Annotated in this window: 18 protein-coding genes; 7 read left to right on the top strand and 11 right to left on the bottom strand. The window is 38.9% G+C overall.

Going from position 1 to position 12277, the window contains the following annotated elements:
• Positions 1-229: 229 nt before the first annotated feature.
• From ABDJ41_RS20690 to ABDJ41_RS20680, 3 genes are all read left to right on the top strand, one after another.
• A complete protein-coding gene (locus ABDJ41_RS20690; protein WP_349788032.1) occupies positions 230-754 on the top strand; it encodes a sigma-70 family RNA polymerase sigma factor in 525 nt (174 codons plus the stop codon).
• A gap of 246 nt (positions 755-1000) precedes the next feature.
• A complete protein-coding gene (locus ABDJ41_RS20685; RefSeq protein ID WP_349788031.1) occupies positions 1001-1255 on the top strand; it encodes a hypothetical protein in 255 nt (84 codons plus the stop codon).
• A gap of 217 nt (positions 1256-1472) precedes the next feature.
• Positions 1473-1649, top strand: coding sequence for a hypothetical protein (locus ABDJ41_RS20680; RefSeq protein ID WP_349788030.1), 177 nt, complete (start codon positions 1473-1475; stop codon positions 1647-1649).
• Positions 1650-1703: 54 nt separating this feature from the next.
• Here the strand turns inward: ABDJ41_RS20680 and ABDJ41_RS20675 are convergent, their stop codons facing one another.
• From ABDJ41_RS20675 to ABDJ41_RS20660, 4 genes are all read right to left on the bottom strand, one after another.
• Entirely contained in the window at positions 1704-2267 is a 564-nt protein-coding gene (locus ABDJ41_RS20675; protein ID WP_349788029.1) for a GNAT family N-acetyltransferase, read from the bottom strand.
• On the bottom strand, positions 2267-2611 hold the full coding sequence (locus tag ABDJ41_RS20670; RefSeq protein WP_349788028.1) for a hypothetical protein: 345 nt from the start codon (positions 2609-2611) through the stop codon (positions 2267-2269). Before ABDJ41_RS20670 ends, ABDJ41_RS20675 begins: the two co-directional genes overlap by 1 nt.
• 173 nt (positions 2612-2784) lie before the next feature.
• Entirely contained in the window at positions 2785-3678 is an 894-nt protein-coding gene (locus ABDJ41_RS20665) for a cation diffusion facilitator family transporter (protein WP_349788027.1), read from the bottom strand.
• Between the two features lie 121 nt (positions 3679-3799).
• The gene (locus ABDJ41_RS20660; RefSeq protein ID WP_349788026.1) at positions 3800-4558 is read right to left on the bottom strand and encodes a DNA-formamidopyrimidine glycosylase family protein; all 759 of its coding nucleotides are present in this window, start codon (positions 4556-4558) and stop codon (positions 3800-3802) included.
• A gap of 116 nt (positions 4559-4674) precedes the next feature.
• Between ABDJ41_RS20660 and ABDJ41_RS20655 the strand changes: the two genes are divergently transcribed.
• Both ABDJ41_RS20655 and ABDJ41_RS20650 read left to right on the top strand, forming a co-directional pair.
• Complete coding sequence (locus ABDJ41_RS20655; RefSeq protein WP_349788025.1) at positions 4675-5130, top strand: ferritin-like domain-containing protein; 456 nt, start codon at positions 4675-4677, stop codon at positions 5128-5130.
• A gap of 80 nt (positions 5131-5210) precedes the next feature.
• Positions 5211-5495 (top strand): hypothetical protein, encoded by a 285-nt coding sequence (locus ABDJ41_RS20650; RefSeq protein WP_349788024.1) that lies wholly within the window; start codon positions 5211-5213, stop codon positions 5493-5495.
• A 17-nt stretch (positions 5496-5512) separates the two neighbouring features.
• On the opposite strand, the gene ABDJ41_RS20645 is transcribed toward ABDJ41_RS20650, so the two are convergent.
• The 5 genes from ABDJ41_RS20645 to ABDJ41_RS20625 all read right to left on the bottom strand — a co-directional run bounded on the left by ABDJ41_RS20645 (position 5513) and on the right by ABDJ41_RS20625 (position 9433).
• A complete protein-coding gene (locus ABDJ41_RS20645; RefSeq protein ID WP_349788023.1) occupies positions 5513-6019 on the bottom strand; it encodes a hypothetical protein in 507 nt (168 codons plus the stop codon).
• A 17-nt stretch (positions 6020-6036) separates the two neighbouring features.
• Positions 6037-6750, bottom strand: coding sequence for a hypothetical protein (locus ABDJ41_RS20640; RefSeq protein ID WP_349788022.1), 714 nt, complete (start codon positions 6748-6750; stop codon positions 6037-6039).
• Between the two features lie 87 nt (positions 6751-6837).
• A complete protein-coding gene (locus tag ABDJ41_RS20635; protein WP_349788021.1) occupies positions 6838-7770 on the bottom strand; it encodes a helix-turn-helix domain-containing protein in 933 nt (310 codons plus the stop codon).
• A gap of 16 nt (positions 7771-7786) precedes the next feature.
• Positions 7787-8725, bottom strand: coding sequence for an NAD-dependent epimerase/dehydratase family protein (locus ABDJ41_RS20630; RefSeq protein WP_349788020.1), 939 nt, complete (start codon positions 8723-8725; stop codon positions 7787-7789).
• Complete coding sequence (locus ABDJ41_RS20625) at positions 8726-9433, bottom strand: type 1 glutamine amidotransferase domain-containing protein (RefSeq protein WP_349788019.1); 708 nt, start codon at positions 9431-9433, stop codon at positions 8726-8728.
• A gap of 585 nt (positions 9434-10018) precedes the next feature.
• On the opposite strand from ABDJ41_RS20625, the gene ABDJ41_RS20620 reads away from it, so the two are divergent.
• Positions 10019-10303 (top strand): hypothetical protein, encoded by a 285-nt coding sequence (locus ABDJ41_RS20620; protein ID WP_349788018.1) that lies wholly within the window; start codon positions 10019-10021, stop codon positions 10301-10303.
• A 149-nt stretch (positions 10304-10452) separates the two neighbouring features.
• Positions 10453-11535: an AI-2E family transporter gene (locus ABDJ41_RS20615; RefSeq protein WP_349788017.1), complete on the top strand. Its 1083-nt coding sequence runs from the start codon at positions 10453-10455 to the stop codon at positions 11533-11535.
• A 184-nt stretch (positions 11536-11719) separates the two neighbouring features.
• Here ABDJ41_RS20615 and ABDJ41_RS20610 read toward each other — a convergent pair whose 3' ends face one another.
• Entirely contained in the window at positions 11720-11938 is a 219-nt protein-coding gene (locus ABDJ41_RS20610; protein ID WP_349787637.1) for a hypothetical protein, read from the bottom strand.
• A 137-nt stretch (positions 11939-12075) separates the two neighbouring features.
• On the bottom strand, positions 12076-12228 hold the full coding sequence (locus ABDJ41_RS20605; protein WP_152541993.1) for a lmo0937 family membrane protein: 153 nt from the start codon (positions 12226-12228) through the stop codon (positions 12076-12078).
• Positions 12229-12277 lie beyond the last annotated feature (49 nt).

The raw sequence follows: 12277 nt of genomic DNA, 5'->3' as shown, positions 1-12277 counted from the left end.
AACTGTTTTTCGGGTACAATTAAATATATACTTAAAAAGGGACTGGAAGTGCTTTTTTTTGCTTGTTTTTCTTTAAGGGCCGAATAAGAACACATGTCAAATCGGAATTGTTTGAGAATAATTTATTTTATGTTAAATGGTTCATTTGTAGTGATTTTACCGTGTTTTGGTATGTGTTTTGTCTTGATATGACCGAAAGATATTTACTTAAACAGATACGCGAAATCCTATGACTACAATCAATTTAAACACTGAAATCTGCAATCAACTATCTTGTCTGGAGAACTTTGCCATGAAGTTTACGGCTGACCCGGAAGATGCCAATGATCTGGTGCAAGACACGATCATCAAGGCAATACGGTATCATAAACTTTATCAGGAAGGATCTAATCTTCGGGGATGGCTATATACTATTATGAGAAATACTTTTATCAACGACTATAGAAGAGATGGTCGCAGGAGGAATATTCTAACGGTAACTGACGATTTGAGTGCGCAACAATTGAAGAACAGTGCCTCGAGCAATTTAGGGCTGGGTAAATTCGTCATGGAAGATATTGATAAGGCTATGGGAAAACTACAGCCGGAATATTCAATTCCATTTCTAAAGTATTTTGAGGGCTATAAATACCATGAAATTGCTGAAGAATTAAATATTCCAATTGGTACGGTTAAAACCCGAATACATGTTGCCAGACAATCACTGAAATTCCAGCTTAAAATGTATGCCAAGCAGTCCTCTTCTGTATGTTAACTGGAATCTTTGCTTTTATGATTTTGATAGCAGGTCTTGTACCTGCTATTCTTATATCAGGTGTTAGAGTTTTCAGCTGATTTATTAAATCTGGGGAAGCTTTCTTCCTGATCAGTTAGCTATTGATTTTTTGTTGAAGTGTGTGGGGTCTTTACATGGCTAAAAGTCATCGAAAAAAGTTGAAAGTTTAGTTAAACATCATTCCATATTTAGTGTTTAAGTAGTATTAACATAATCTAAGATTCAATGAAAACTACACAGAATGATCAAAATGATCCGTTAGAACAGGAGCAGAATTTTAGTCAGACAAAATTACGCCAGGTAGATATTGACGTGATAAAAGGGGCGCAGCAAACTGATCAGCTTGAGGCTTTAAAAGCCAATGCGTATAGACATTCATGTGGGCGGCAGCAGAAGCGTATGATCGCTTATGTGGTGATTTCTGCTATAATCGGTGCCGGGTTGGTAGTTTTAGCTAAGCGCGTTAGACGGTCGTGCTAGCTTTTTTGCTGTTGCGGTAAAATAAATTGAGGCCTGTTGATGCCAGCGGAAGTTTAGGTACATCAAAAGTGATAGAGGAAGATGACCTCACCTGTGTATGCTTGATGTTCCTCGAACGACCATGTTTTTTATGATTTCAAATATTATTTATGACAAACCTTTTAGTATTCAGTACGTTATATTATAAAGAATGATTGGGTACTATAATGTAATAAAAATGAAAGCTACAGAAAGAATAATCAAAAGGACAAATACGGGAAAAGCTTTTGTGAAAAAGGATAAGGGGTATTATTTTCATTCCGATGAGGATTTCAGAGAAGATTGGGATTGGGGGAAGGCTAAGGTAATTGCTTCTAAAGCCATTTCCAAGCCTGGAAAAAAGTTTGAGATTTAGTTTTGTCAACTGTTTTACTTTGGGCATGTTGTGTGGGCTATGGCGTGCTCTTTCCTACAACATAGTTTTTTCGAGCTGGTAACTGGTTTGATAGAAATCCTGAATGACATCAAAAGGGGCTTTAAATTCAAAGTTCGCCTTTTCTAACACTCTTCGTGCTGCAATATTTTCCCGGTTGATCACTGCGCCGATTTTACTTATTCCTTGCCTGAGCAATTCTTCCATTAGTAGGGGAAGAATTTCAGTCATGATGTAGCATCCACTAGCCGTGCCACTTAAATAGAATTCAATAAAAAATGGATAATAATCCAGGTGGTAGTGCTTGCGTGCAAGTTCAGGAGTAATGACATCAATCATGCCGATCACTTTGCCGGATGCTTTATCTGTGATAAAATGGAGGTAATTCTGCCGCGAATGGTAATTGAGTATGGCGGTTTGAAGAAAAAGTTCTGCTTGCTCGAGATTGTGTAATCTTTTCTCTGGTATGTACTTTAAAGTTCGTTCATCCGACAGAATATTGAAAATGTCTTGGGTGAGTTTTTCAAACCGAACCAGGTCTTCCCCGCGAAAGGAATGGACTAGTAGTGCTTCGTTTTCAAAGTTAATGGCTTCAAGCATCAGGTCTTAAGATAACTGGTTAGCGCTTTGGTTATCTCAGTGGAAAGGATATGTCCGGTTTTGTTTTCCAGCTGGTGCTGACCTGAGTTGAATTTTTCTATATAAGTCCCATTTTGGTTATTGAACTTGAGGTAACCCTGATCAAAGTATCGTTCCTGTACTTCACCTGAAGAATCCATGGAGCGGAAAGCTAGTTTTTGAATGTTTCCTGATGTTTTTTCGAGGATCAACCAGAGATAAACATCGCCAATATCTGCTTTTTCATCCAGGTCATAACGTTTGATTTCAATGACGGCATGTTTTTCGTTCTCCAGAAAGTATAGGCAGGTAAAATCAGGTTTCATCGGTTTCAACAGTAGTTAAACTAAGGGGCGAAAATATAAAAATAATATAATATTGACAGGTTATATGGTGCAAGCGGTTTTGATGCTTACATTCGCAAGCCTTCCGATCTGGATCTGATTTATTCTGTACTTAGGAAATAAATTTTAGGTAATGATCATCCTGATATGGACTGTTAAACCGGTTCAAAATGGATATGCTTATAATCGGGATGCTCTGCCTGGATGGCTTGCCGGATGGAGCCTATGGTCTCAACAATTTCCTGACTGGGTAAATCATTTTTGAATTTTATTTTTATCAATAAAATAACTTCTTCTGGCCCCAGATACATAGATAGGCGTGCATCAGCGCTGGAGACATTTTGGTTGTGCTCGATCAGGGGAACTAGTTTATTCAATTCTTCGGCTGATATACTTTCACCCATTAACAGGTTTCTGCTTTGTCTGACCAGAAATATCGCGACCAGCATTAATAAAAGCCCGATTAATATAGAAGCAATGCCATCAATGTAGGGGTTATTAAACATATGACTAAGGGTTATCCCGGTAGCCGCAATTAAAATACCAATTACGTCGGCCATGTCTTCAAACAATACTACAAAAGAGGAAGGGTCTTTGCTTACCTTGATGGCTTGCCAGAAAGGTGTGTTTCCTCGTTGTTGATTAAATATGCGGACTGCGGTGTAAAGGGAATACCCGTCAAATACAAGAGCTAGTGACAAAACAATGTAATTCCATACCGGACTTGTTATTTTTTCTGGTTCAATTAAATGTCTGATGCCTTCGTAAACGGACATTGTGCCGCCCAATACAAAAAATAGTAAGGCGACGACGAAGGACCAGAAATAAAGTTCCTTACCATAGCCGAAGGGACGTTTTTGATCAGGTGCTTTTTTGCTTTTGTGCAGGCCAATCAGCAGCAAAACTTCGTTGCTGGAATCTACCAGGGAGTGTATGCCTTCAGAAACCATTGCTGAACTGCCTGTTATGGCAGCTGCGGTTAGTTTAATCACAGCAATAGCCAGGTTGGCAGCAAAGGCAGTATATATGGGTAGTTTGGATCCGGGCATGCGTATTTTTTAACAAACGTATGCCTCGAATGGTTTGTTAGGGAGATCTTTTTATCGAAAGCTCTAATTTTTATTCAGGGATATCAGTACAAGTGCCGAACCTATTGAAGGGAGATGCAGGCTAATGTGGGGATTTGGATATAGATGGAGCATAGTGTTTTTGACAAATGGGGCAAAAAAATGTTCTCCTCTTTGTCTTTCCCAGGTATGCTTTTTCTAAGTGGTGGCCTAAAGGACAAAGTTTCCTGGTGTTGACCAGCCAGTGTTTTTTCAAAACATAGGCTTTTTTCCATTTCAGAAAATCGAAGCTGTATTGCCTTGCTGCTGTGATCAGGAGTTTAAGCTTTGGTTGTGGGATTGCCTCCACTATACTTAAAGGATGAATGGCTACCCGGTACAGGACTTCGTTTTTTATGATATTGCCCACCCCAGAGAAGATTTCCTGATCCAGTAAGATGTCGCAGATTTGCGCTTGTGGCTTTGCCTTGATTCTTTTTAAGGCCTTTTTTGGATCCCACTGTTTAGCCATAACGTCGATGGACCAATCATAACTTTCATTGATATCGCCCTCTACATATTTTAAGGAACAGGTATAGAAATTAAGCGCTGCATTTTTGAAAATCAGACTTAGTCTGGCTGTTGTGTCTTTACGCTCGTTGATCCGGTAGCTGCCAAACATCAGGAAATGGATACGAAGGCTAAATCCCTGGAAGCAGATCAAAAAATGCTTGCCCCAGCTTTTAAAAGCAATTACCCGCTGATGTAACATTCTTTCTTTATCGATTTTAGTATTTCCCTCAACTGCGATGATTTGCTTTTCTTCCAGGTGAAGTGCTTCAACGAGTTCTCTTAAAATTACTATGGATGGTCCTTCTGGCATGTTATGTACTATTTGTTGAGGAACATACCTGGAGATTGGAATGTTTGAAACTATTTTATTGGGGCAGTGTTTATATGAAGAGCCAGGAATTGTTCTTGGACATATGCAAATATACTATGGAAACAAATCAAGAGATCATCAGCGACCTTAAAGGATTGGTCAATATTGTCAATGACGGAAAAGAAGGTTATGCATCTGCAAGTGAGGTAACTGACAGTGGAGAATTGAAGGCTGTATTTTTGAAGTATGCTGCACAACGCGCGGATTATGCGGATGAGTTGAAGGAGCACATTGCTCAGCATGGTGGGGATTCGGATAATCAGGAGGGTGGGATTTTAGGTGCATTACATCGCACATGGATAGATATCAAGCAGGCTTTAAGCAGTAGGGAAGATGCGGCTATTTTAAGTGCTATTGAGACAGGGGAAAAAGCTGCTATCGAAAAATATGATAAGGTGCTGGAAGATTATGGTTCACATTTAGATCATATTGTGTTGCTGCAGCGTCAGCGGACCGGCATCCTGGAAGCTTTAAAAGAAATTGAGACTTATCATATGCGTCTGCTGCGATAACTGGTTTGCCCGATCCAACGGTTTGTATTTAAACATAGAGTTATGGAGTAGTGTGGTGGAGATCATTAAAATTTACAGCTATGAGACCTGAACCTTTGATATTGACTGATGATTTTATTAATGAACTGGCGGCTGACTGGTACTTTTTAAGCCTGCGTTTAAATATGCTGAGTGAAAGCTCTGCTAATGAGGTGGCTGATGAATTAATTGAAAATGGGCGTAAACTAAAGATTATTTTGAGTGCAGGGCAGTATACTTATCTTCAACCATTGAATGTTTATGTTGACAGGGACACTTTCTTTGATGTCTGGTTAGATGCGGACGGTGATATCCAGGTTAGTCAACTGTATTCTGATGCAGAATAAGGTGGAATCGATGTGATTTAGGCCATTGCTACCTCAGTGCAAATCTGATTTTTGAACCATATTTCGACCAGGGAATTATTTAATTTCCATGTGCCGGCTTCAATGCCATAATCGAAACTCCCGAAGTGTTTCGGAAAGCCTATCATTTGCTCAATTTCTGTTAAGGTGAGCTCCTTAAAGAGTTGATTTGCCAGATTCAGATCAATATTTTTAGGGTTATTTTTTAACGAAGCGGTGAGTAGGTCTGCTTGCTCATTGATTCTTGAAGCTCTTGCTTCAAATGATTTCAGGTTATTTAAGTAATCTTTGGAGCTGATGTAGTTGTTAAAGCATGTGATACAAATGGCTTGTTCATAGTTCAAATAGACCCCATAAGGATTAAGCGGCAGTAGACAGAGTTCACATTTTTTACCAGTGTAATTCTTTAAATAGCTGTGATAGGTGTACAGCGCTTTCGTTAATCTGATAGTTTCAATTTTCTCCAGTAAGTGAGGGAAATCTATTTTTCTTATGTTGAAATCCATGATGATCAAAATTACATTTATAAGATCAGGGTAATATATTTATTTATGTCTCTTTGAAATGCTTTTGGTTCAGAATATATGGTGAAAATTACATTTCCGCCATTTTCTACAGTTTTAAATCCATTGCTTCTATACCATTCCAGCTTTTTAGTCATCTCATCCATATATTTACTGGAGTTGGTCATGCCAAAATGTTCCCAGTAGAAGGTTTTCTGAGTAATTCTGTTTAGAATTTTAAAATCAGCATATCTTTTTTCGCCATGTTTTGAAATTGGAAACTCTAAATCAATGCTGAGATAATCGCATGTTAACAATCGTTCATAAATATCTTTTTCCTGACTGGATCTGAATTTTTGCCCATCTGAAGACACTACTTTCAGCTCATTAGCTTTGTAAGCCAATTTACTGTCGGATGTTTCGATGCCTTTACCTATGCCAGCCTTTTTGTTGGTTTCGCGGAAGAAGTACCATTGGTAATGCAGGCGATCTGAGGTATCAACTCTATAATTTGGGATGAGCTGCTTTAAAATGCTGGTATCATGTTGTTGCCTCAAAAATTGGTTGAATGTCCTTTGGACGGGGAATATCTTTCTTAACTGGCTGTCTTTAGTGAAGCATTCATATAAGGCATTCGAGCGGATTTCAACGGGTGTTGCTCTATCGGACATGAGTTTGTCCAACAGCTCTTTAATGCGCTTCAAAGCTTTTATTTCAGGAGGTAGGCTTTCCATAAGAAATCATGCGGTTACTCAAATCTATAAATTAATTCTTGAAGATGGAATTCAACTTTCTGGAGCCTATAGCTATATATATATCAATTAGTTGAAAGACATCCTGAACGCTAAAGGAGAAACCGAAGTGCGGTTTTTAAATAGCCTGTGAAATGACTGAGCATGCTCAAAACCTAAATGATAAGCAATTTCAGAGACGGACATTGAAGTGCTGGATAAGAGGTCTTTTGCTTTTTCGATTAGCCTGTTTTGAATATGCTGCTGTGTAGTTTGTCCGGTTTGCACCCGTAACATATCACTTAAATAATTGGGACTCAAATGAAGTTCATTTGCCACTGACTGCACACTAGGAATACCTTTTTCAGACAGTGTTTCATTTTTAAAGTATTCGTCGAGCAGGGCCTCCAGCTTGCTGAGCAGATCGCTATTGGTTTTCTTTCTGGTCAAAAATTGACGATTGTAAAAACGGTCAGCATACTTCAGCAACAAACCCATATTAGTGATCAATAAATCCTGTGTAAAGGCATCCATGTTGTCATCTATCTCTTTATTTATGTTTTCTATGATATGCATGATAGCCTTTTCTTCCTTTTCAGAAATGTGTAGTGCTTCACTGGCAGCATATGAAAAATAGCCATAGTTTCTAATTTCTGAAGCTAAGGAATAACCGTGAAGAAAATCGGGATGAACAACAAGAACAAATCCTTTTACGCCGTTGAGCAGTACATCTTCAAATTGCAAGACCTGGTGGGGAGCAATGAAATACATTATACCATTGTCAAAATCGTAGTATTGCTGACCGTACTTGCATTTACCGCCTGCACAATCCTTTTTTAAGGCAATTACATAAAAATCGGTAGTTACTGCACTCAAAATTGTTTCCTTCGCAAGTTTTACATCATCAAAATTAAATACACTGATCAGGGGATTGGAGGGGTTGTTCAATCCCAAAAATTTATGCAGTGCACTTATGGAAGAAACTTTTTCAGGAGTATTCATTTTGGTTTCAGATTTATACATCACTAAATTAAAACTTTTATTTTTTTAGTGAAAGCTGCTCTTGTTTAATCTGCTGAATTCCTTGCCTGTAAGTCGTTACTTCAAAGTCCGGAAAGCGATTTCTGAATTTAGTGTCATCAAACAAGTTTTGGTGTTCGTACCTGGGAAGCAGCTCCAGCAGCTCTTTTATCCGTTTATTGAAAAGGGCGCCGATCTTAAACAGGAATTTCGGCATAATAGAGTGCTTCAGTTCTTTTTGGTATACATCAGCCGCCAGTTTTATAAATTCATTGTAAGTCGGATAACTTTGATCAACAGGAAGATGCCAGGTTTGCCTGAAAGCATCAGGGGTGTTACCAATTAAAGCGGTTGCCCTGCTTGCATCAGGTGTCCAGATTAAACTCCTTTTTTTGGTATCGCTTAGCGGTACTTTTATTTTTTTGCCTGTTTTGATATTATTAAAAACTAAGGTATTGGTGATACTCTGTGTTTTGCCAGGACCGTAAAACTCCGGTGCACGGCAAATTACGGCATTTAGTGCGCCTGACTCAATTTCCTTTAAAACCATTTCAGCCATTGCTTTTCTTACTTTACCTTTTTTGCCCACAGGAGCGAAAGGTGTCAGTTCATTAAGTATACGGTCATCCTGCGGGTACATATAGGTGTTGTCAAAAAACACCAGCTTTGTACCGTTGATTTTACAGGCATCAATCACATTGCGCATAATAACTGGAAACTGCTTTTCCCATAAATCAGCACTTATCGGAAGTCCTAATGTGAAATAGGCGATTTCGCTACCTTTTACGGCCTCTATTGCTTGTTCCCTGATGGATAAGTCTGCAGAGAAAACCGTGTCGCTGTCGTTGACTTTCTTAGCATTCCTGCTTACAATCCTGATGTCAGCAGTAAAGTTCCTTTTGAGTTCTCTTGCCAATTCTTCGCCAATCTGTCCGTTGGCTCCTAATATCGTTTGCATTTATTTGGTGTTATTTTGTTTCTCCAGTTCGCGTATGATCACTTTTGCCGTTTCTGTCGAGCTAAATGGGTTTTGACCGGTAATGAGATTTCCGTCTACTACTACATTTGAAGTCATTGGAATGAATGCTTTGTTGTAATCAGCACCTCTTTCTTTCAGTCCTGCTTCAAGGTTGAAAGGAACTTCCTTTTTTCTGTTGGCAAGACGCTCTTCAAACCAATTGAATCCCGTAACAGTTTTACCTTTGATCAGGTATTCACCACTGGATAATCTTACATTTAGTAAACCCCCAACGCCGTGGCAGATAGCAGCTACGATTCTACCGTTTTCGTACTGATTTCTGATGATGTTCTGCATTGTTGTATCATGGGGAAAATCATACATCGTGCCATGTCCACCAGCCAGATAAACCAAATCAAAATCCTTAGTGGAAACTTCGGATAAACTTTTACTGTTTTCTAGCAGTTCCCGAAATGAGGCATCGTTCCAATAGGCTTTGGAGACTTTGTCCATTGTTAGCGGTTTCAGGCTTTCGGGGTCTACCGGTACCTTGCCGCCCTTGGGACTGGCAATACTAATTTCATATCCCTTTTCCAATGCTGCCTGGTAGATATGCGTTAGTTCGCTTAACCACAAACCTGTTTCCAGCTTGCCGCTTGCATAAGTATCGATATTGGTGACTACAATTAAAATCTTCAAAAAACTCATATTGATATCTTTAGTTATACAAAGGTCTAAATCAAAATTAGGTTTGATGTAACCGAATTACGGGATGTTGTAACAGAATCTCCGGGGTGGAAAGGCGCGGATCAGGGTTACTAGATATTTTTTCTCACCATTGTTGCTCTATCGGACATGAGTTTGTCCAACAGCTCTTTAATGCGCTTCAAAGCTTTTATTTCAGGTAAACTTTCCATGAGAAATATTTGGTTACTCAAATCTATAAAATAATTGTAGAAGGGGTAGTTCAACTTTCATAAAGAAATAATTTCTAAAATAAGATTAGGGAATTGATTAGAATGCAGGAGGTTGCAATGTTTTTCTAGGGGGGGATTGGGAGCCTGATAAGAATTTTTGATATTGTTTTTCTGAAATATTTTCAGATTTGAAATGGGGCATGGCATTTGGCTTGGAGTGTATGATGAATATGAACTAAATGTCATTCTTTAAAATTTAAATCAATTTTGGCTGGGGCTTGTTGTTTTAATTAAGGTAATAGGTCATCCTATGGGTGGTAACCTTCACAGGCTACTTTTGGTCTGCGTATTTTTTTTAAATAAATAATCATTTGTGATGTGTGATTTTTCGATTGAGTACCCCAAGTCCAAGGATGATATGGTGGTGCAGTTAAGAGCTGCTATTGAAGGCCAGACTGATGGCGTTTTTAATGGCGATGTTTCTTCTGGTGAGTTTTCTTTTTCTGCCAGGGGATTTGAATTGGCTGGCAGCTACAGTATCTCTGGTGATTTTGTACAGGTGAAGATTACTAAAAAGCCGTGGCTGGTTTCCTGTAGAAAGATTGAAACTGAAATTCGAAAATATCTGGAGCAGTCTGATATGGATTCATCGCAGGATTGATGAATGGAATTGTAAAGAGATTTTTTAACATAGATACCAGCCTATGAATAATCAAATATCCAAAGGATTCAAGTCAATTTTGTCGGATTTTACGCAGTACTGGGATGGATACAAAATCATAATATTATGAATGACAAACGGAAACGAATATGACTAAACTACAACGCACGATCTGTATCTTACTTTTTTTTATTTTATCTTTTGCCGGTTTGTATTTTGCCGGTCCATTTCTTATTCCCGTTACGTTGGCGGCTGTTTTTTCTATGCTTTTTATCAGGTTCTGTAATTGGTTGGAAAGTAAAGGAATGAGTAGGGGCATAGCCTCGCTGTTGTGTATAGTTGGTTTTGTGTCGGCTATTGCATTAGTTATTTTCTTGCTGGGCTGGCAGCTCAATGGTCTTGTGGAGAATATAGATGCCATGAAGCAAAGGGTAGTCAGTCTGTTTTCTAATTTTCAGCATTGGGTTTATGAAAAGGCCGGTGTAGATGTGAAGCAACAAAAAGAGATGATAAAGGAGCAGGCTGGTGGTAGTGAATCGGGGAATATGCTGGCTAGCTTTGCAGGGGGGATTATGGATATACTGGTTAATACTGTGCTGGTATTGGTGTATATGTTTTTGTTTTTGTTGTACCGTTCGCACATTAAAAAGTTTATTTTGAAACTGGTTCCTGGGACTGAGAAAGACAAAGCGGATGGTGTAGTGCACCAGGCAGGAAAAGTAGCACAGCGGTATTTGAGTGGGCTGGCTACGATGATTGTGGTTTTGTGGGTGATGTATGGGATTGGTTTTAGCATCGTAGGGGTAGAAAGTGCGATCTTTTTCGCTGTATTGTGTGGTATTCTGGAGATTATTCCATTTGTTGGAAATCTAACCGGGACTGCGGTGACGCTACTTTCCGTACTTGCTCAGGGAGGGGACAGCCGGATGGTAATCGGTGTATTGGTGACTTATGCTTTGGTTCAGTTTATTCAAACCTATATTCTTGAACCGCTTATTGTTGGAGAGCAGGTAAATATCAATCCTTTATTTACTATTCTTGCGATAGTATTGGGGGAGATGATATGGGGTGTGGCGGGAATGGTGCTTGCGATTCCTTTGCTTGGAATGCTCAAAATTGTTTGTGATCATGTTCCGGATTTGCAGCCTTATGGTTTTTTGATGGGAACTGAAAAACAAAAAAGTAAGAGAACAGGCTTTATTGATAAAATCAAGTCTGTTTTTAATAAGTAGTGGCAAGAGGTAATTGGTGTGGTTTTTTAGTGGAGAAATTCTGACCGTAATGGAGGGGATTTTTCACTTTTGAGTGCCGAGCTTTGTAAAGCGATTTGTTTAGATGTTTTGTATTCGGTATTGAGAAAGCATATTCCTGTTATATAACAAAGGCGCTTATTAAACCAGCGCCTTTGTTGTATAGTTATAAATCACTTCCAGGGGTTGTTCCTGGTTCATGACTTGATCCAAGGGGTTTATGTTTTCGTTCGGGTCTGGAGATCAAATCTGTTCTTCCCAGATCGGCTACTGATGAGGTTTCTCCGCTATCAGGTTTTTTTTCATTGATACGCTCTTCTGTTTCTTTATAAACTGTTTTTTTTGGCGTTTGCTCTTTTCCGTGGTTATCTTGTTTATTTTCCATAGTCTTAGGGATTAATGAAAACTGTTCCTTTTAAAGAACAAGCAATTCCGGTATATGTTTTTCTTTTTATTGTATCCTTAGCTACAGCTAGGTTAGCTGAAGTTAATCAGGCCCTTTATTTAAGGGCCTGAACTAATTTAGGCTGCCCTTCGGATTACACCCAGTACGATGGCAATGATGGCAATAACAATCAGGATATGAATAATTCCGCCTGTGTAGAAACCGCCGAAGAAACTAATGGCCCATATGATGACCAGGATGACGGCGATGGTATAAAGTAGATTTCCCATGATGTTGATGTATTTAGTTTAAAATTTCTGTTTGCAATTTGTTAGGTCC

This window comes from Pedobacter sp. ASV1-7, assembly GCF_040203335.1.
In the GTDB taxonomy this organism is placed as follows: domain Bacteria; phylum Bacteroidota; class Bacteroidia; order Sphingobacteriales; family Sphingobacteriaceae; genus Pedobacter.
Note: the sequence above shows the minus strand (reverse complement) of the source record. Positions and strands in the feature narration are given on the sequence as shown.

What these genes read in the sequence shown, in the direction of transcription:
- ABDJ41_RS20690 (WP_349788032.1), top strand. Translation starts at nt 230, where the DNA reads ATGACTACAATCAATTTAAACACTGAAATCTGCAATCAACTATCTTGT.
- ABDJ41_RS20685 (WP_349788031.1), top strand. Translation starts at nt 1,001, where the DNA reads ATGAAAACTACACAGAATGATCAAAATGATCCGTTAGAACAGGAGCAG.
- ABDJ41_RS20680 (WP_349788030.1), top strand. Translation starts at nt 1,473, where the DNA reads ATGAAAGCTACAGAAAGAATAATCAAAAGGACAAATACGGGAAAAGCT.
- ABDJ41_RS20675 (WP_349788029.1), bottom strand. Translation starts at nt 2,267, where the DNA reads ATGCTTGAAGCCATTAACTTTGAAAACGAAGCACTACTAGTCCATTCC.
- ABDJ41_RS20670 (WP_349788028.1), bottom strand. Translation starts at nt 2,611, where the DNA reads ATGAAACCTGATTTTACCTGCCTATACTTTCTGGAGAACGAAAAACAT.
- ABDJ41_RS20665 (WP_349788027.1), bottom strand. Translation starts at nt 3,678, where the DNA reads ATGCCCGGATCCAAACTACCCATATATACTGCCTTTGCTGCCAACCTG.
- ABDJ41_RS20660 (WP_349788026.1), bottom strand. Translation starts at nt 4,558, where the DNA reads ATGCCAGAAGGACCATCCATAGTAATTTTAAGAGAACTCGTTGAAGCA.
- ABDJ41_RS20655 (WP_349788025.1), top strand. Translation starts at nt 4,675, where the DNA reads ATGGAAACAAATCAAGAGATCATCAGCGACCTTAAAGGATTGGTCAAT.
- ABDJ41_RS20650 (WP_349788024.1), top strand. Translation starts at nt 5,211, where the DNA reads ATGAGACCTGAACCTTTGATATTGACTGATGATTTTATTAATGAACTG.
- ABDJ41_RS20645 (WP_349788023.1), bottom strand. Translation starts at nt 6,019, where the DNA reads ATGGATTTCAACATAAGAAAAATAGATTTCCCTCACTTACTGGAGAAA.
- ABDJ41_RS20640 (WP_349788022.1), bottom strand. Translation starts at nt 6,750, where the DNA reads ATGGAAAGCCTACCTCCTGAAATAAAAGCTTTGAAGCGCATTAAAGAG.
- ABDJ41_RS20635 (WP_349788021.1), bottom strand. Translation starts at nt 7,770, where the DNA reads ATGTATAAATCTGAAACCAAAATGAATACTCCTGAAAAAGTTTCTTCC.
- ABDJ41_RS20630 (WP_349788020.1), bottom strand. Translation starts at nt 8,725, where the DNA reads ATGCAAACGATATTAGGAGCCAACGGACAGATTGGCGAAGAATTGGCA.
- ABDJ41_RS20625 (WP_349788019.1), bottom strand. Translation starts at nt 9,433, where the DNA reads ATGAGTTTTTTGAAGATTTTAATTGTAGTCACCAATATCGATACTTAT.
- ABDJ41_RS20620 (WP_349788018.1), top strand. Translation starts at nt 10,019, where the DNA reads ATGTGTGATTTTTCGATTGAGTACCCCAAGTCCAAGGATGATATGGTG.
- ABDJ41_RS20615 (WP_349788017.1), top strand. Translation starts at nt 10,453, where the DNA reads ATGACTAAACTACAACGCACGATCTGTATCTTACTTTTTTTTATTTTA.
- ABDJ41_RS20610 (WP_349787637.1), bottom strand. Translation starts at nt 11,938, where the DNA reads ATGGAAAATAAACAAGATAACCACGGAAAAGAGCAAACGCCAAAAAAA.
- ABDJ41_RS20605 (WP_152541993.1), bottom strand. Translation starts at nt 12,228, where the DNA reads ATGGGAAATCTACTTTATACCATCGCCGTCATCCTGGTCATCATATGG.